The organism is Streptomyces sp. AMJ-169 (genome assembly GCF_055597585.1).
Map to the genome: position 1 here is coordinate 59,162 of NZ_JBVLTJ010000019.1, position 16,909 is coordinate 76,070.

16 protein-coding genes are annotated in these 16,909 nt (G+C 71.6%); 5 read left to right on the plus strand and 11 right to left on the minus strand.

Translation table 11 applies throughout. From position 1 onward, the window contains the following. Positions 1 to 60 precede the first annotated feature (60 nt). The gene (locus ACYUD3_RS34260; RefSeq protein WP_470978999.1) at positions 61 to 606 is read right to left on the minus strand and encodes a flavin reductase family protein; all 546 of its coding nucleotides are present in this window, start codon (positions 604 to 606) and stop codon (positions 61 to 63) included. A 359-nt stretch (positions 607 to 965) separates the two neighbouring features. Between ACYUD3_RS34260 and ACYUD3_RS34265 the strand changes: the two genes are divergently transcribed. Together ACYUD3_RS34265 and ACYUD3_RS34270 are read left to right on the plus strand one after the other, a co-directional pair. Beyond that, positions 966 to 1,946, plus strand: a complete 981-nt coding sequence (locus ACYUD3_RS34265; protein WP_470978877.1) for a hypothetical protein — start codon at positions 966 to 968, stop codon at positions 1,944 to 1,946. Beyond that, positions 1,943 to 2,248 carry a DUF6980 family protein gene (locus ACYUD3_RS34270; RefSeq protein WP_470978880.1) on the plus strand — a complete coding sequence of 102 codons (306 nt, stop codon included), beginning with the start codon at positions 1,943 to 1,945 and terminating at the stop codon, positions 2,246 to 2,248. The genes ACYUD3_RS34265 and ACYUD3_RS34270 overlap by 4 nt, the downstream gene beginning before the upstream one ends. A 10-nt stretch (positions 2,249 to 2,258) precedes the next feature. Here the strand turns inward: ACYUD3_RS34270 and ACYUD3_RS34275 are convergent, their stop codons facing one another. From ACYUD3_RS34275 to ACYUD3_RS34305, 7 genes are all read right to left on the minus strand, one after another. Further along, complete coding sequence (locus ACYUD3_RS34275; RefSeq protein WP_470978882.1) at positions 2,259 to 2,639, minus strand: hypothetical protein; 381 nt, start codon at positions 2,637 to 2,639, stop codon at positions 2,259 to 2,261. An 18-nt stretch (positions 2,640 to 2,657) separates the two neighbouring features. After that, positions 2,658 to 3,452: an enoyl-CoA hydratase/isomerase family protein gene (locus ACYUD3_RS34280; RefSeq protein WP_470978884.1), complete on the minus strand. Its 795-nt coding sequence runs from the start codon at positions 3,450 to 3,452 to the stop codon at positions 2,658 to 2,660. After that, a complete protein-coding gene (locus ACYUD3_RS34285; protein WP_470978886.1) occupies positions 3,443 to 5,668 on the minus strand; it encodes an acetate--CoA ligase family protein in 2,226 nt (741 codons plus the stop codon). The genes ACYUD3_RS34280 and ACYUD3_RS34285 overlap by 10 nt, the downstream gene beginning before the upstream one ends. Positions 5,669 to 5,832: 164 nt before the next feature. Then, entirely contained in the window at positions 5,833 to 6,798 is a 966-nt protein-coding gene (locus ACYUD3_RS34290) for a GNAT family N-acetyltransferase (RefSeq protein WP_470978889.1), read from the minus strand. Further along, the gene (locus tag ACYUD3_RS34295; RefSeq protein WP_470978892.1) at positions 6,795 to 7,394 is read right to left on the minus strand and encodes a GNAT family N-acetyltransferase; all 600 of its coding nucleotides are present in this window, start codon (positions 7,392 to 7,394) and stop codon (positions 6,795 to 6,797) included. The genes ACYUD3_RS34290 and ACYUD3_RS34295 overlap by 4 nt, the downstream gene beginning before the upstream one ends. A 334-nt stretch (positions 7,395 to 7,728) precedes the next feature. Continuing rightward, positions 7,729 to 8,244, minus strand: a complete 516-nt coding sequence (locus tag ACYUD3_RS34300; RefSeq protein ID WP_470978895.1) for a Zn-ribbon domain-containing OB-fold protein — start codon at positions 8,242 to 8,244, stop codon at positions 7,729 to 7,731. Beyond that, a complete protein-coding gene (locus tag ACYUD3_RS34305) occupies positions 8,244 to 8,690 on the minus strand; it encodes a DoxX family membrane protein (protein WP_470978898.1) in 447 nt (148 codons plus the stop codon). Before ACYUD3_RS34305 ends, ACYUD3_RS34300 begins: the two co-directional genes overlap by 1 nt. A 258-nt stretch (positions 8,691 to 8,948) precedes the next feature. Between ACYUD3_RS34305 and ACYUD3_RS34310 the strand changes: the two genes are divergently transcribed. Both ACYUD3_RS34310 and ACYUD3_RS34315 read left to right on the plus strand, forming a co-directional pair. Beyond that, complete coding sequence (locus ACYUD3_RS34310; protein WP_470978901.1) at positions 8,949 to 10,556, plus strand: subtype B tannase; 1,608 nt, start codon at positions 8,949 to 8,951, stop codon at positions 10,554 to 10,556. Between the two features lie 118 nt (positions 10,557 to 10,674). Further along, a complete protein-coding gene (locus tag ACYUD3_RS34315; protein WP_470978904.1) occupies positions 10,675 to 11,892 on the plus strand; it encodes a flavin-containing monooxygenase in 1,218 nt (405 codons plus the stop codon). Between the two features lie 30 nt (positions 11,893 to 11,922). Here the strand turns inward: ACYUD3_RS34315 and ACYUD3_RS34320 are convergent, their stop codons facing one another. After that, complete coding sequence (locus ACYUD3_RS34320) at positions 11,923 to 12,630, minus strand: pyridoxine/pyridoxamine 5'-phosphate oxidase (RefSeq protein ID WP_470978907.1); 708 nt, start codon at positions 12,628 to 12,630, stop codon at positions 11,923 to 11,925. Between the two features lie 74 nt (positions 12,631 to 12,704). Between ACYUD3_RS34320 and ACYUD3_RS34325 the strand changes: the two genes are divergently transcribed. Next, complete coding sequence (locus ACYUD3_RS34325; protein WP_470978909.1) at positions 12,705 to 13,148, plus strand: ArsR/SmtB family transcription factor; 444 nt, start codon at positions 12,705 to 12,707, stop codon at positions 13,146 to 13,148. Between the two features lie 227 nt (positions 13,149 to 13,375). On the opposite strand, the gene ACYUD3_RS34330 is transcribed toward ACYUD3_RS34325, so the two are convergent. Further along, positions 13,376 to 14,908 carry an ABC transporter ATP-binding protein gene (locus ACYUD3_RS34330; RefSeq protein WP_470978911.1) on the minus strand — a complete coding sequence of 511 codons (1,533 nt, stop codon included), beginning with the start codon at positions 14,906 to 14,908 and terminating at the stop codon, positions 13,376 to 13,378. Between the two features lie 42 nt (positions 14,909 to 14,950). Next, positions 14,951 to 16,687, minus strand: a complete 1,737-nt coding sequence (locus tag ACYUD3_RS34335; protein ID WP_470978913.1) for an ABC transporter permease — start codon at positions 16,685 to 16,687, stop codon at positions 14,951 to 14,953. Between the last annotated feature and the right edge of the window lie 222 nt (positions 16,688 to 16,909).

Genomic DNA, 16,909 nt, shown 5'->3' on the forward strand with positions numbered 1-16,909 from the left:
TGCGCCGCTCGCAAAGCCCACGTGGCCACAAGGCTTGCGCCGCTCACAAGCCCACGCGGCCTACAGAAAGCGCCCCTTGTGGAACAGCAGCGGCGCCTGTTCCTCCCTCCTCTCCTCCCCGCCCTCCGCCGTCCCCAACGCGTTGACCCTGCCCACCACGATCAGATGGTCCCCTCCGGTGTGGACGGCCTGGATCGCGCAGTCCACCCACGCGAGGGCGCCGGTGAGGCGGGGGGCGCCGGAGACGGGCGCGGTGTCGTACGCGACGCCGGTGAACTTGTCCCCGCCGCTGCGCGCGAACGCCCGGCACAGCTCGGCCTGGCCGCGCCCCAGGACGTTGACGCAGAAGGCGCCGGCGAGGGCGATGCGGGGCCAGCTCGCCGACGTGCGCCCGACCATGAAGACCACCAGCGGCGGGTCCAGCGAGAGCGACGAGAAGGACTGGCAGGCGAACCCCGCCGGGCCGGGCTCTCCGGGGACAGCCGGTGCTGTCACAACGGTCACGCCGGTGGCGAAGTTCCCGAGCACGCGGCGGAACTCGGCTTGGTCGACGCCGGTGTCGATACGGGTGCCGACGGTGCTGCGGACCCCGGTGTCCGGGCCGATGCCGGGGCTCGCGCCGACAGCGACACCGGCAGCAACACCGGCACCGGCAGCGTTCCTGGCACCGACAGCGCCCCCGGCGTCGACAGCAACACCGGCACCGACAGCCACATCGGCCCCAAGCTCCCCCGCCGCCCCACCCCCCTGACCCGGCGCCCGCTCCCCCTCCCCGACGCACCGCAGCTCAGGCCGCGCGCGCGGAGAATCATCGGTCAGCCCGCCACCGGGAAGGGCCCTCAGATAACGGACAGCTGCTGCTGCCGCGCCGGCATGTCCCATCACGGTTCCCATTGAAGCTGACGGAGCGTCAGACAGGAAGGGGTGGTGAACCCCCTTCGTGCGCCCCTGTTTACGCTCCCCTTATGAAGTGGGGGGATCTGAACGCGGCCCGGCTGAGCTGGACGCAGGCCGACCTGAGGGCGGCGGTGGCGACGGCCGTGGCGCAGTTGCCGGCCGCGCTCGTCGTACAGGTGGCGGACGTCTCCGGGCAGGACGACTACGGCGGCAGCGGGTACGGCGGTGCCTTCGGTGTCGTCTGCGTCCTGATCTTCGCCCCGTTCTGGCTTCCGGCGATCGGCTTGGTGCAGATGGTGCTGCTGGGCCGGCCGGCTTGGACGCTCGCCTGGTTCATGACCCGTAAGGGGCCCCTTAAGGGGCGTGGCCCGGAGTGGGGGTGGCAGCTGGCGGCCGTGGCGGTGATCGCGGCCTTCTGGTCGGCGCTCGCGGCGGTGACCCTCGGTGCCTCCTACCTGTCAACCACCCTCTGGCTCACGGCACTTGGCGCCCTGCCCGCCCTCGCGGTGCTCGCCCAGCGGCGCCGCGCCCGCGCGTGGTCCACCTCGGGCCTCGTGTGGAGCGCGGTGCTGGGGGCGGCCGGCGTGTTCTTCAGCGCGTTCATCGCCCTGGCGGTGCTGGACACGAACGGCCTCCTCCCCGAGTACAAGCCCCCGCAGCTCTCCGCCGACCGCCTCGCCGGCGTCTGGCGCGGCGAGGACCACGCCGAACTCCGCCTCCACCCCGACGGCCGCGCCGAGGCGACGGCCCTGCCCGCGGAGCGTGACGTCTCCGCCGAGTCCAGCGACAAGGAGTACGAGGTCTGCGCCGGCCCCGGCACCTGGTTCCTCGACACCGAGGGCCGGTACGACCACTACGGCGCCGAAGGCCCGGAGCAACGGGACGGCGTGGTCGTACGGTTCGACGGCGGCGCCTGCGGGGAGGACACGTACTGGGTCATCGGCGGGACGACTGCGGAGCCCGAACTGTTCGTACGCTTCGGCGACCCGGACGCGGGCGACCTGCGCATCCTGCACCCGGCGTCGGCCGCAGGGGGACTCGGGACATGACCGAACACTGCTGCGAGACCATGACCGCTCAACTGAACGCCGCGCGCTGCGGTTTGCACGCCGATCCCTACGACTGCCCCGACGCGCTGGTCGAATTCAGCGCGAAATTCCAGGAGTACGGGCTGATCATCCACGACGGCGGCACGGCGAGCGTCACGATCGGCTTCTGCCCCTGGTGCGGGACACGCCTTCCCGAGTCCCAACGGGACCGGTGGTTCGACGAGTTGGAGCGGCGGGGGATCGATCCGGGGGAGGAGACGGTACCGGCGGAGTTCGAGAACGCACGCTGGCTGACCCTGTGAGGAACCGGCGCTATCCACCCGTACAGAACACACACCCCTCCCAATACGGCAGCGCGCTGAGTACGCGGTGGCGGGTGCAGGAGGCTGTGGTTGCTTGGGTTTGGGTGGGGAAGGTGGTGTCGGTGCGGGGAGTTGGGGTGTGGGTGGTCAGCATTGCTTTGAAGTGGGTCAGGTGGTTCTCGGCGGAAGCCGGGGTGTAGTCCAGCTCGTTCCAACGGTGCTTGTTCAGGGCCAGGTTGGTGACCCGTACGACGAACTCCCTGTTTCGCGCGCACTGTTGAGGTGACTCGCCCCAGTCGATGTCCTCCAGGTCGAAGCCGACCGCGAACACGGCCGTGCCGCCGTTGCTCAAGTAGAGGCTGTCGTCACCGCTGTTGAAGGTGTTGCCCACCGGCCCAGGCTACGGTCCTCACCGGCCCCCGAACTCCGCCCCACGCCGCTCCACGAACGCCCGTACCCCCTCCCTCGCGTCCGCCGTCGTCATGTTGATCTCCTGGGCGGCGGCCTCGGCTGCGAAGGCGGTGGCGCGGTCGGTGTCCAGGGAAGCGTTGATGAGCTGTTTCGTCAGGGCCAGGGTGCGGGTCGGGCCGCAGGCCAGGCGGGTTGCCCAGTCCTGGGTCGTCTTCGTCAACTCCCCATCGGGGACAACCCTGTTGACCAGGCCCAGCCGTTCCGCCTCCGTAGCTGTCAGCGCGTCGCCGAAGAACATCAGCTCCTTCGCCCGCCGCGGACCGACCAGCCGGGGCAGGAGGTAGGCGCCGCCGCCGTCGGGGACCAGGCCCCGGCGGACGAACACCTCGATGAAACGGGCCGATTCGGCGGCCAGCACCAGATCGCAGGCGAACGCCAGATGCGCGCCGAGCCCCGCCGCAGTGCCGTTCACCGCCGCGATCACCGGCTTCTCGCAGTCCAGCACCGCAGCTATCAGCCGCTGGGCACCCCGCCGGAGCGTACGAGCCACATCCCCCGCCACCCGCTCGGCCTCACCACTCCCACCCCCTCTCAGATCCGCCCCCGAACAAAACCCCCTCCCCACCCCGCCGAGCACCACCACCCGCACGCCCGGATCACCCGAAGCCTCCTCCAACAGCCCTACCAGCACGTCCCGTTGGCCAGGCGTCAGCGCATTCAATGTCTCCGGACGGTTGAGCGTCAGATACATGACCCCGCCCTCGGCCCGCCGCAGCAGCTCCTTCACCGGCACACCGCCAACGCGTCCAACGCCACCGCCCCCTGCCCCCTAGGCAGCACGATCAGCGGATTGATGTCCAACTCCGCGAGTTCACCGGAGAGTTCGAGCGCCATCCGCTGCACCCGGAGAATCGTCTCCACCAACGCGTCCACATCCGCCGCCGGCCGCCCCCGCACCCCCTCCAGCAGCGCCCGCCCCCGCAACTCCCCCAGCATGTCCCGCACTTGCTCCTCCCCGAACGGCGGCACGCGGACGGCGGTGTCGCGCAGCACCTCGACCAGGACCCCGCCGAGCCCGGCGGTGACGGTCGGCCCGAAGAGGGTGTCGTGGCTCATGCCTACGACCATCTCGACGCCCCGCTCGACCATCTGGCAGACGAGGACGCCGTCCAGGGCGACTTCCTCGTACCGCGCGATGTCGGTCAACTCACGGTAGGCGTCGCGGACTTGGCTCGCCGAGGTGAGGCCGACCTTCACCAGGCCCAGCTCGGTCTTGTGCGCGATCCGGGCGCCGGAGGCCTTCATCACCACCGGATAGCCGACGAGGCTCGCCGCCCGTACGGCACCGGCGGCGCTGGTGACCAGCTGCTCGCGCGGCACCCGGATGCCGTACGCGCGCAGCAGCTGCTTGGCCGCGTGCTCGCTCAACTGCTCGCCGGAGCGCATCAGTTCGCGGGCCTTGCGGAAGGAGGGGGAGGGGGTGCGGGGGGCGCGGTCGAAGGGGGAGCGATAGTCCCGGATGAAGGTGTGGTGGTCCAAGTAGGCCTTCACAGCCTTCAGGCAGCCCGGGACCGTACGGAACGTCGCCACCCGCCGGGAGCCCAACAGAACTTCCCGGTAAGCCTGTTCGGTCCCCACCGGTGAGCCCCACACCACGCACACCAGCTTGTCCGTCTCCTCCGCGGCGGCCACGAGATCGCCGACCAGGCGGTCGCTGAGCGGCGGGAACGGGCCCGTGATCGGGCAGACGAGGACGCCTACGGCCGGGTCGGCGAGGATCGCGTCGATGATTCTGCGGCCCCGGTGGTCGCCGACCGGGTGGCCGCCGTTGTCGATGGGGTTCGCGACGCTGAGGAACTCCGGTATCCACTGGTGCAGTTCGGCCTGCTTGGCGGCGTCGAGAGCCGGCAGCCGCAGGCCCGCCGCCGTCGCGAGGTCGGCCACGTGGGCGCCGGTGCCGCCGGAGATCGCGTACACGGCGACGCCGTCGGCGAGGGGCGGCTTGGCGCGCGCCAACAGGGTTGCGGTGTCCTGGAGTTCGTCGAGGGCGTCGACGCGGATCACGCCGTACTGGCGCATCGCCGCGTCAACTACGTCGTCCGCGCCGGTGAGTTTGCCGGTGTGGGAGGCCGCCGTGCGCGAACCCGCCTCTGTGCGGCCGACTTTGACGGCCACCACCGGGACGCCGCGGCGGGCCGCGCGGTCGGCGGCGAGGAGGAAGGCGCGGCCGTCCTTCAGGCCCTCGACGTAGGCGGCGATCGCGCCGGTCTCCGGGCGTTCGGCGAAGTACGAGATGAAGTCGGCTGTCTCCAGGTCGGCTTCGTTGCCGGTCGGGGCCCAGTGGGAGAGGCGTACGCCCAGTTCCTGGAGGGCGAAGACCGGGCGGCCCTGGTGTCCGGACTGGGTGATCAGGGCGATCGCCGGGCCTTCGAGGTCGGTGCGGAACTCCTCGAAGGCGTTGAGGTTGGTGTTCGGGCCGAGCAGTCTGAGGCCGGCGCGCTCGACCGCCGCCGTCAGCCGGGCCTGTGCGGCGGCGCCCTCCGGTCCGGTCTCGGCGAAGCCGGAGGCGAAGGCGACCGCGAACTTCACCTTCTTCTCGGCGAGTTGGCCGATCAGCGGGAGCGGGTCGGCCACCAACAGGACGGCCAGGTCGACCTGTTCGGGCAGGTCGGCCACGCTCGGGACGCAGGGCAGGCCGAAGACGGCGGGGCGGGTGGGGTGCACCGGGTGCAGCCGGGCCCCCACCCGCTTCGACCAGGCCAGCAGTTGCCTGGTGATCCCGGTGTTCGGCCGGCCCTCGGCGTCCGAGGCGCCGACCACCGCGACTGATTCCGGCCGGAAGAACCGCTCCAGGTCGGGTACGTCGGCGTACAGTGGCCGTCCGCTGACGTCCAGTCCCTCCGTGTCGGCCGGACGTCCGTGCACCGCGGGGCCCGGCTGTTCGCCGCACGCGATGACCCGGGCCCGGCGGGAGCCGGTGGTGAGGGTGCCATGGGTTGATCCAAGCATCGGTCCGCCCGCTCCTGTGTGACAGAACATGGGCGCCATAGCTGACGCACTGTCAGATTACAGAACTGACGGTTCGTCAGGAATGGGGTTGCGGTGAAAGGTTGGGAGGGGGGTCGGGGGAGGGCGCGCGCCGCCATGCGTACGCCGCTCAGCCCGCGAGGCGCTCACCCCGTGAAGTCGTACACGGTGAAGTCCTCCACCGCTCGGTACCCGAGCCGCTGATACAGCGCGTTGCTCGTCCGGTTCGCCAAGTCCGTGAAGAGCAGCACCTCTTGGACCCCGTCGGACGCCCGCGCGCGGCGGCTTGCCTCCGCCGTGACCGCGCCCGCGTAGCCCTTTCCCCGGTGCTCGCGCGGTGTGTAGACGGTCGCGATCCGGATCTGCCCGGCCACCACCGCCGTCACCCCCGCCAGCGAGACCGGCTCGCCGGCCGGGGTCTCCCAGAGGGTGTACGCGCCGGAGGCGATCCGCGCGTTCACCAGGGCGGGGCCCGGGCCGGCGCCGAGTACGCCGACCTCGTTCGTGAACTCGCCTATCCAGGTGAGGAGTTGGTCGCGGTCCGTTGGGCGTGCCGGGCGGGGGCGGCCCGGTGGGGTGGGGGTGGGTACGGTCAACTCGCCCAGTCGGTACAGGCGTTCGCGTCGGTGCAGGGAGAACGTACCGCCGGTCGCGCGCCGCCATGCCTCGGCGATCGCGGTCGACGTTCCGGTGGCCGACGACACTCCGGAGACCTGGTGCCCCCGCTCCAACAGCGCCTCGACCAACGCCTCGGCTTCGGCGGACGTTTCGGCATCGGTCTCCGCCCCAGCGGCAGCCGACCTCCCGAGCGGGGTGACGTTCAGCTGATAGGGCGGGGTGTGCAGGAGAGCGGCCCTGACCTCGCGCCCGGCCCCGCCACCGACTCCGGCCGCGCTCCCGACTCCGGCTCGCCCTCCAACTCCGCCCCCAACCCCCTCAAGCACCCCGAACAACGCCACCCCCTCCCCGTACAACCCCACCCCCTGCGTCCGCAGATTCTCTGTCACCGTCAGCAGAACGGTGTGCAGAGCCGGCTCCGTACGCAGGAACTCCCCCGCCCACCCCAGGAATTCGGACAGCTCCCCCGTCAACTTCCACTCGGCCCCGCTCACTTGGCCCCCCACTCCAGCTCCGGGTCCGTCGACAGGCGGGCGTGCAGGTGGATGTCGCGGAAGGTGTCGTGGCGGCCGGCCGCGAACAGGGCGTCGCGGAGGGTTCCTTCGTACGGGTACCCGCAGCGCGCGGCGACCCGGCAGGACCCTTCGTTGCCGATCGCGTGGCCCAACTCCAGCCTGTGCATGCCCAGTTCGGTGAAGGCCCAGCGGGAGCCGAGGGCTAGGGCGGCGGAGGCGATGCCGCGGCCCCGGTGTTCGGGCAGGACCCAGTAGGCGACGCGGGCGCAGCGCGTGACGCGGTCGATGAACTGGACCGCCATCTGGCCGAGCGTCTCCCCGCTCGCGGCGTCGGTCACGCGGAACGACATACCGGTCCCCGCCTCGACCTCCGCCAGCTTGGCCCGCATCGAGACGCGGGCGCTGTCGAGGTCGTCGACCGGTCTCAGCGGGGTGTTCCAGCGCCGGAACTCCTCGTCCCGCAGCCCGCGCAGCCACGCTTTCGCCTGGTCAGGGGCGTCGGGGTCCCAGGGGAGGAGGGCGAGGCCGTGCCCCTGGGGGGCGGGGTCGGGGTACGGGATGGCTGTCGAGTTCATGCCGACATTGAAGCCGCAGCCGGCCCTGCGGTCAGCCCGATTTCCCGGCGCGCCCGGCGTCGGAGCGCGCGCCCCGCGTCAGACCGTGCGCCTCGCGTCAGACCCGCGCCCCGCGTCAGAAGGCGCGCCCCGTGTCAGCCCGCGCCCGGCATCAGAAGGCGCGCCTCGCGTCAGCCCGCGCACCCCGCGTCAGACCCGCGCCCCGCGTCAGAAGGCGCGCCCCACCTCAGCCCGCGCCCGGCACCAGAAGGCGCGCCTCACGCCAGACCGCGCACCCCACCTCAGCCCGCGCCCCACGTCAGAATGCACGCCCCACCTCAGCCCGCACCCCCCGTCAAACGGCACCCACATCAGACGCCCCCTCCTCAGCGCCCCCCGCCCCCAACTCCCCCGCCCCCAACTCCGCCACCCCCTCCTCAGCAGCCCCCACCCCCAACCCCACCGCCCCCACCCCCACCGGCCCAAACACCAAAACCCCCTCCCGAACCCCCACCACCACCTCAACCCCCGCCCCCAACTCCCGCGCCCCCACCCCCCCTTCCCCGAACCCCACCAGCTCCGTCACCACCCGAGGCCCCTCCTCCAACTCCACCACCCCCACCACATAAGGACACCGCCCCCCGAACGGCTCCAGATCATTGCGATGCACCACCGACCACGTGTACACCCACCCCCTCCCGCACGCCTCCTCCCACCACACGTCCTCCCCCCAGCACCGCGGACAGAACTCCCGCGGATAGTGATGCGCCCGCCCGCACCCCCCGCACCGCCGGATCAGCAACCGCCCCTCCCGGGCGGCCGCCCAGTACGGCCGCGTGAAGGCGTCCTCCTCGGGCACGTCGTACCGCATCAGAACCACCCCGCCCAGCTGTCCACCGACCACACCTGCCACGCCATCCCGAACAGCGCGACCACCGAGATCAGCGCCATCATCGAGTTCTGCCCCTGCTCACCCCAGTCATGGATCATGAGCACGAAGTACAGGACGTTGAGCAGCAGCCCCCCGACCAGCGCGACCGGCGTCAGCACCCCGAGGATGAGCCCGAGCCCGAGGGCAAGCTCGGCATAGGCGACGATGTACGCCATGAGCCGCGGCCGGGGTACGACGGCCGCCCGGAAGCCGTTGCGTACGACGCCCCAGCGGTGCTTTTCGGCGACGCCGGCCGCCCAGCGGATGCCGGCCCCCTCGAACCACGTCTTCTTGTCCTTGTGCCGCCAGCTCTCCAGCCACCACAGCCCGAGCCCGATCCGCAGCACCGCCAGCCACTCCGCCCCACCGAGCCAGACCGTGTCCATGTGACTCCCCGCCGCTGGTTTCTGACGGTACGTCAGTTCAGCGGACGGGGGTGGATTTGGCAAGGGCCCCGCCCCCTCGTGTGGCCGAACCGAACCTGTGCCTCCACCATGAATCTGTGCGTCCCCCGTGAATGCCACCCATATTGTTGACGATTTTGTCGCCCGACCCCTACGTTCATTCGCGAGAGCAAGGCCAGGCGAGAGCAGACGAGCCGGCACCGGACGAGAGGCAGCACCGTGAAGCACAGGTCAGGGGCAGTGAAGCGCAGGACGCTCGTCCTGGGAGCCGGAGCTGTGGCCGGAGCCGCGGCGGCCGGCGGCATCGCGCTCACCGCGAACGCGGCCGGTGACTCCTCGAAGTCCGCCCCGAAGCCCGCCACGGACGCGAGCCTCACCTTCGACCCCACCGCCTACACCGAGCTGACCACCACGGTCACCGACACCGAGGGCACCGAGCACTCGGTGACGTACCACTTCTGGAAGGCGCTCACCTACGTCGCCAAGCCGGTCGACGCGACGTACCAGAGCCTGAACGTCAGCGTCCCGGTGAAGATCGACGGCAAGGCGGTCGACGCGAGGAACGCGCCGATCCTGTTCGCGAACTCGGTCGGCGGCTACATGCCCTCCTCCGTCGCGGACGCGACCGGCGTCGGCGGGGGCGGCACGGCCGGTGGCGGCGGCGCCCCGAGCGGCGCGCCCTCCGGCGGCGCGGCCCCCTCCGCCCCGGGTGCCAACGGCAACACCAACGCCACCGGCGGCGCGCTCGACAGCAACCAACTCCTCGCCCTGGCCGCCGGGTTCGTGATCGTCGAGCCCGGCGCGCGCGGCCGTACGCTGAAGAACTCGGCGGGCGAGTATTACGGCGTCGCCCCGGCGGCGATCGTCGACCTGAAGGCGGCCGTGCGGTACGTGCGCGCCAACAAGGGCCGTATCCCCGGGAACACGGACCGGATCGTGTCGGCCGGGACCAGCGCGGGCGGCGCGCTGTCGGCGCTGCTCGGTGCGTCCGGCGACAGCCCGCTCTACGCCACGTACCTCAAGGAACTCGGCGCGGCCGACGCGAGCGACGCGATCTTCGCGACCGGCGCGTGGTGCCCGATCACCGACCTGGAGCACGCGGACGGCGCGTACGAGTGGAACTGGGGCGCCAACGCGACGAGTTCGGGCGCCAAGGTCGACCAGACCGTCTCCAAGGAACTCCAGGCGCAGTTCGCGCAGTACCAGGCGGGCCTGAAGCTGAAGGGCCTCGGCGGCTTCGGCGCCCTCAACGCCCGTAATCTCGACGCCTACTTGGTGAAGCAGTACCTGGAGCCGTCGGCGACGACGTACCTCAACTCCCTTTCCCAGACGGCGCGTACGGCCTACCTCACCGCCAACTCCTTCATCACCTTCAAGGGCGGCAAGGCGACCTTCTCCTGGGCCGGCTTCCTCACCCACGTCGGCGCCCGCAAGAAGAGCGTCCCGGCCTTCGACGCCTTCGACCTGTCGGCCGGCGAGAACAACCTCTTCGGCAAGGGCACCACCCTCTCCCGCCACTTCACCGAGTTCGGCGCGAAGAACGACACAACAGGCCTGGCCGGCAAGCGCGTTGCCAGCGACATCCCCGAGCTGCTGCACCTGATGAACCCGATGCCGTTCCTCACCGAACAGCCCAACTCCGCCCGTACGAAGCACTGGTGGATCCGGCTCGGCACCAAGGACTCGGACACCGCCCTCACGGTCTCCGCCAACCTCGCCGCCGCCGCGTACGGCCTCGGTGACGACGTCAACCACAAGTACTACTGGGACGAGGGCCACGGCGCGAACACCGACCCGGGCGACTTCATCACCTGGATCGGCAAGGTCACCGGGTACAAGAGCAAGTAAGCGGTAGCAAATCGGGCGCACGACCGGCGCCCGCCCCCGAACGTGGTGACCGGTGCCTCCCGTCATATGGCACCGGTCACCACTCATGTGCGGGCGGTCATCACTTATTCTCGCGGCTATGCCACAGCCCAGCGAACCCACAGCGGCGATACAGCCCTTGCCCCCCGCGCCCCCCGCAGCCGACCGCCCGGTCTACGTCATCGGCGGCGGCCCCGGCGGGCTCGCCGCGGCGTACGCGCTGCGGGAGCGGGGCGTCAGGGCCGTCGTACTGGAGCGGGAGAACCGCGTCGGGGCCTCCTGGCGGCGGCATTACGACCGTCTGCATCTGCACACGACCCGGCGCCTTTCCGCGCTCCCCGGGCTCGCCATGCCGCGCCGCTTCGGCCGCTGGCCGGCCCGCGCGGACGTCGTGCGCTACCTGGAGAAGTACGCCGAGCACCACGAGCTGGAGATCGTCACCGGCGTCGAGGTCTCCCGCGTCGAACGCACCCCCGACGGCACCGGCTGGCTCCTGCACGCCACCGGGGGACGGGAGTTGACCGGCGCGGCGGTCGTCGTGGCAACCGGCTACAACCACACCGCGTACGTCCCCGACTGGCCCGGCAGGCCCGAGTACCCCGGCCGCCTCACCCACGCCGTCGAGTACCGCAACGGCGCCCCGTACAAGGCGAAGGACGTCCTCGTCGTCGGCGTCGGCAACACCGGCGCCGAGATCGCCGTGGACCTCGTCGAGAACGGCGCCGCCCGCGTCCGCCTCGCCGTCCGCACCGCCCCCCACATCGTCCGCCGCTCCACCGCCGGCTGGGCCGCCCAGTACACGGGCATCCTCGTACGACGCCTGCCGGCCTTCCTCGTCGACCGGCTGGCCCGCCCGATCGCCAGGATCAGCGTCCCCGACCTCTCCGCGCACGGCCTGCCCCGCCCCGGCACCGGTCTGTACAGCCGCGCCAAGGCCGGCGCGATCCCCGTCCAGGACGTCGGCCTCATCAGCGCGATCCGCAAGAGACGCGTCGAAGTCGTCGCCGCCGTCGAGGGGTTCGCCGCCGGGGACGTCCTCCTCGCCGACGGCAGCCGGATCAAGGTCGACGCCGTCATCGCCGCGACCGGCTACGTCCGCGCCCTCGAAGAGCTCGTCGGCCACCTCGGCGTGCTGCGCGCGGACGGCCTCCCGGTCGTCAACGGCCCCCGCGCGCCCAAGAACGCGGCCGGGCTGTACTTCACCGGCTTCGTCACCCCGATCAGCGGCACGTTCCGCGAGGTCGCGCTGGACGCGGAACGGATCGCGAAGCGGATCGCGCGGGAGCGGGAGCAGGAGCGGGACCGGGGGAAGCGGTAGGGGCGTGGCTCACGGCCACAGGAGGGGCTGTCACGGCCACAGGAGAGTCTTCGTCCAACTCCCTTCCGTACGGCGGTACTCCAGCCGTACGTGTCTGCGCCGCTCGTCGCCCTGGAAGAACTCGACGGTGTCCGGGGCCAGTTGGTAGAGGGTCCAGGTCGGTGCGGGGGCGTCGGGCTCGCGTGCCGCCCGTTCCCACGCGGACTCGGATGCTGCCGCCAACTCGGCCAGGGAGCCCAGGGGTTGGCTCTGGGCGCCGGTGAGGGCGGCGGCCAGGGCGCCGGTCGAGCGGGCGTGCAGGTCCGCCTGCGACTCGGCGGGCGGGGCGGTCGTCACCCGGCCCCGGAGGCGGACCTGGCGGCCCAGCGCCGGCCAGTAGAACACCATCGCCGCGTACGGGAGTCGGTCCAGCTGCCTGCCCTTGCGGCTGGTGGAGTGGGTGGCGAACGACCATCCGTGCGCCTCGTCGGCGCCGTGCAGCATGACGACGCGGACGTCCGGGGTGCCGTCCGCGTCCGTGGTGGCGAGGGAGACGGTGTGCGGTTCCCTCTCACCTGCGGCGACCGCCTCGGCGAACCAGGTGGTGAAGAGGGGGAGGGGGGTCTCCGGGGCGGCGTCCGGGTCCAGGGGCGGGAGGGCCGTCGCTTCCGGGGACCAGACGCGGAGGGTGCGCAGGAGGGCGGGGAGGTCGGGGGCGTCGGGACCGTAAAGGGCGCCGTCGGGGTGCTCGGTGGTCATGGGGTGAGTATTAGGGGTGCGTGGGGTGGGCTCGGGGCTGGGACCTAGGGGTTCTCGCTAGGTACCCTAGTTGCATGGATGCGCAACAAGAGGTGTGGGAGTCGGCCTGGGACTCGGCAGCCGCGGATCGGGCGGTGGCCGTGCTGAAGGCTGCCGCCGACCCCTCGCGCTACCGCCTGCTGTGGGCCCTCGACGGCCGCGAACTCCCGGTGAGCGAGCTGGCGCGCATCCTCGGCGCGCATGTCGCCGCCACGTCCCAGCATCTGGCGAAGCTGCGGGCGGCGGGCCTGGTCACGACGCGCCGCGAGGGCACGCGTATCTATTACCGGGCGGCTGCGGTGCGGGGCCTGCTGGAGGAGGCCCAGCTGGTGGCGGACGCCGACGACACCTCGTCCGGGCCGGGGGAGGGGCCGGGACCTGGGGCAGAGGGGGCTGCGGAGGCGACGGCGACGGCGGCGGTACGGGGGCGGGGACGGGCGGGGGTACGACGCGGGGTGCTCGGGGTGTCACACCCGTAGGGGCGGGGCTCTCCGGAGCCGTCCCTTAAGGGGCTGACTCCCTAGGGGAGCGTCCCTTAGGGCGCCTGCCCTTAGGGGATCGCACCCTTACGGGACCTGCCCTTAGGGGACCGCACCCTTACGGGACCTGCCCTTACGGGACTGCACCCTTACGGGGCCCGCCCCTAAGGGACCGCACCCTTAAGGGCCCCGCTCCTCCAACGCCTCGCCTCCAACACCCCCGCCCCTCAAGCCCCCCACCCCTGCTCGTCCAACCGGTACTCCTCCGGCTCCGCGTCGTACGAGTACAGCTCCGCGTACCGGCCCCAGTCCGTCGCCGTCTCCAGCTGCTGGGTGACCTGTTCGCTCGTGAAGTGGTGGGCCAGCAGGTCGCGGAAGAAGCCTGCCCGGACCGGCGTGTCGGGGTTCTGGCGGAGGCTGTTGGTGATCAGGCGGACCAGCGGGACCCGGAGCGCCGCCGGAGCGAAGATCTTCTTGGACTCCTGGACGTCCGCGGCGGCGAACGCCGTGCCCGTCTTGGTCAGCAGGAGGTCGTCCCCGCTGACGACGGCGAAGCCGAGCAGGTCGAGGGCGTCCACCTGGGGGAGGAAGTCGTCCACCTCCAGGCCGAGATCGTCGGCGAGGTCCGGCAGGTCGCAGCGCCCGCCCCGGCTCAGGACCAGCTCGGCGAGGCCCGAGAGCCCGTCGACGCTGGCCGGGGGCAGCGGGGTGTTGGCGGGCGTCCGCTTGTCGTGCTCGGCGGACCCGGCCGCCCCCTCGAGCCCCGGCAGCCCCTCGGCCCCCGAAAGTCCCTCAAGACCCTCCAGGCCCTCCAACCCTTCCAGCCCCTCCAGTCCCGTCAGCTCCCCCGCCCCCGCAGGCCCGGCCTGCCCCGGCGCCCCATGGTGGCCCCGCCCCTGCCCCTCCTTCTGCCGGCCGGTCATGGTCCGGTACACCCGGTCGATGAGGTCGGCGAAGCCGTCGGAGTCCCGGTCGCGCGGCCGGTCGAGCCCGACCTCGAAGACCTCGCGGACCATCCCGTAGGGGCGAGCCCCCAGGACGACGATCCGGTCGGCCATCAGGACGGCCTCCTCGATGTTGTGCGTGACGAGGACGATCGCCCGGGTCGGGAACTGCCCCGACTCCCACAGCTCCATCAGCTCCCCGCGCAGATTCTCGGCGGTCAGCACGTCGAGCGCGGAGAACGGCTCGTCCATCATCAGCACGTCCGGCTCGACGACCAACGCCCGCGCGAATCCCACGCGTTGCCGCATCCCGCCGGACAACTCCTTGGGGTACGCGGACTCGAAGCCGTCCAGACCGATGAGGTCGATGGCCTGCCGGGCGGCCTCTGCGCGCTCCTCGGCGCCAACTCCCTTGGCTTCGAGGCCGAGTTCGACGTTCTGCTGGACCGTGAGCCACGGCAGCAGCGCGAAGGTCTGGAACACCATCGCCGTCCCCGGGTTGGCGCCGGTGAGCGGGGCGCCCCGGTAGCTGACCGTGCCCGAGCTGGCGGGTACGAGTCCGGCGAGGCAGCGCAGCAGCGTCGACTTGCCCGAGCCGGAGCGGCCGAGGAGGGCGACGACCTCGCCGGCCCGGACCTGGAGGTCGATGCCGGACAGGACGGGGAGTTCACCGTCGGCGCCCGCGTACGACTTGGTCAACCCGACGGTCTCCAGCAGGAGTTCGCCGTCGGCGGGGCGGCCGGAGCGGGGAGTGGCGGCGAGCGAGGGGGCGTTGCGGGCGGCGCGCAGTCCGCGCAGCGGGTTCTTCAGCACCATGACGTGCTCCAAATACAGTGTCGTACGCGGAAGTCGGCAAGTTCAGAGGGAGTACCGGGTCTCGGCGAGCCGGTACAGGCGGCGCCAGAAGAGGCGGTTGAGGCAGACGACGTAGACGCTCATCACCGCGACCCCGGCCAGCAGATGCGGGTAGTCGCCGTGGGCGGTGGCCTTCGCGATGTACGCGCCGAGGCCGGTCGCCGTGAGGGTCGTACCGCCGAAGGTGACGATCTCGGAGACGATCGAGGCGTTCCAGGCGCCGCCGGACGCGGTGATGCCGCCGGTGACGTACGCCGGGAAGATGCCGGGGATGATCAGGCGGCGCCAGCGCTGGCGGCCGGTGACGCCGAGGTCGTCCATCGCCTCGCGCAGGTCGGTGGGGATGGCCATGGCGCCGGCGATGGTGTTGAAGAGGATGTACCACTGCGCGCCGAGCGCCATCAGCAGCGTGCCGCCGATGTTGATGGACAGGCCGGTCTTCAGGAAGAACCAAACCGCCAGCGGGAAAAGGAAGTTGGCGGGGAAGGAGGCGAGGACCTGGACGACCGGCTGGGCGATGCGGGTGAGCCTCGGCGAGAAGCCGATCTTCACGCCGACGGGCACCCAGATGAGGGTGGAGACGGCGACGAGGGCGATCACGCGGGCCAGCGTCGCGAGCCCGAGCAGGAGGGGTTCGCCGAAGACGCCGAGCCCGGTGCGGTCGTGCAGATACTCGCCCAGATCGGCGAGACCCCACAGGATGAGGCCGCCCGCGACGAGGGTGAAGACGACGTCGCCGGTGCGCCGCCGGCCCGGGCTGACGGTCAGCGGCCGGTCGTCGCGCCCCAGGATCCGCCCCGCCCGCCCGAGCGCGCGCCCCACCGGCCGCAGCGCCCGCCCCGCCAACTGCGGCCAGTGGGACCGGCGCAGGAAGTCGAGTACGACGGACCGCTGGACCTCGGTCGCCTCGGACTGCTCGTTCTTGAAGCGCTCCGCCCACGCCGTCAGGGGCCGCCAGAACAGGAAGTTGACGCCGATGACCATCACGGCCATGGTCAGGATCGCCCAGCCGACCTTGCCGAGGTCGCCGGCCGCGATCGCCGCGCCCGCGTAGGAGCCGACGCCGGGCAGCGCGTAGCTCTGGCTGTTCACGCTGATCGCCTCCGACGCGACCAGGAAGAACCAGCCGCCGCCGAAGCTCATCATCCCGTTCCAGACCAGCCCGATCATGCCGGCCGGCACCTCGACCTTCCAGAACCGCATCCACCGCGTGAACCCGAACGACCGTGAGAGCTCGTCGAGTTCGCGGGGCAGCGAGGTCAGGGAGTAGTAGAAGCCGAACGTCATGTTCCACGCCTGCGAGGTGAAGATGGCGAAGATCGACGCGCACTCCAGGCCCAGCATCGAGCCCGGGAACAGGGCGATGAACCCGGTGACGGCGACGGTCAGGAAGCCCAGCACCGGGACCGACTGGAGGATGTCGAGGGCGGGGATCAGCACCCGTTCGAGACGCCGGCTCTTCGCGGCGGCGTAGGCGTAGCCGAAGGTGAAGACGACCGACAGGGCCAGCGCCACGAACATCCGCAGCAGCGATCTCGCGGCGTCGTACGGGAGTTGGGACGGGTCGGTGTCGACGTGCGTGTTGACGTGCACGTTGAACGCGACCGTCGTGCCGTGCCCGACGCGCAGCACGACGTACAGCAGGACGAGTACGGCCGCCGCGACGGCCGCGTCCACCCATGTGGGGCGGGGCAGCCGGGACGGGCCGGAGAACTGGGGGAAGCGGGTACGGAACGACATCACGGGACCTCCGCCCACACTCTGGGCACGCCGAACCGCCCCGATCGCGGCGGACGCGCCGACGGCGGGGGGAGGTCACCCGGGCAGCATGGGGGTGTGGCAGGGGAAGGTGAGGGGAGGGGAAGGGGAGGGGTGCGGGGGTGTCACCTAGGGGGCTGTTCCTTAGGGGGCCATCCCTTAGGGGAGCGGTCCCTTAGGGAGTCGCCCTTAAGGGGGCCGTCC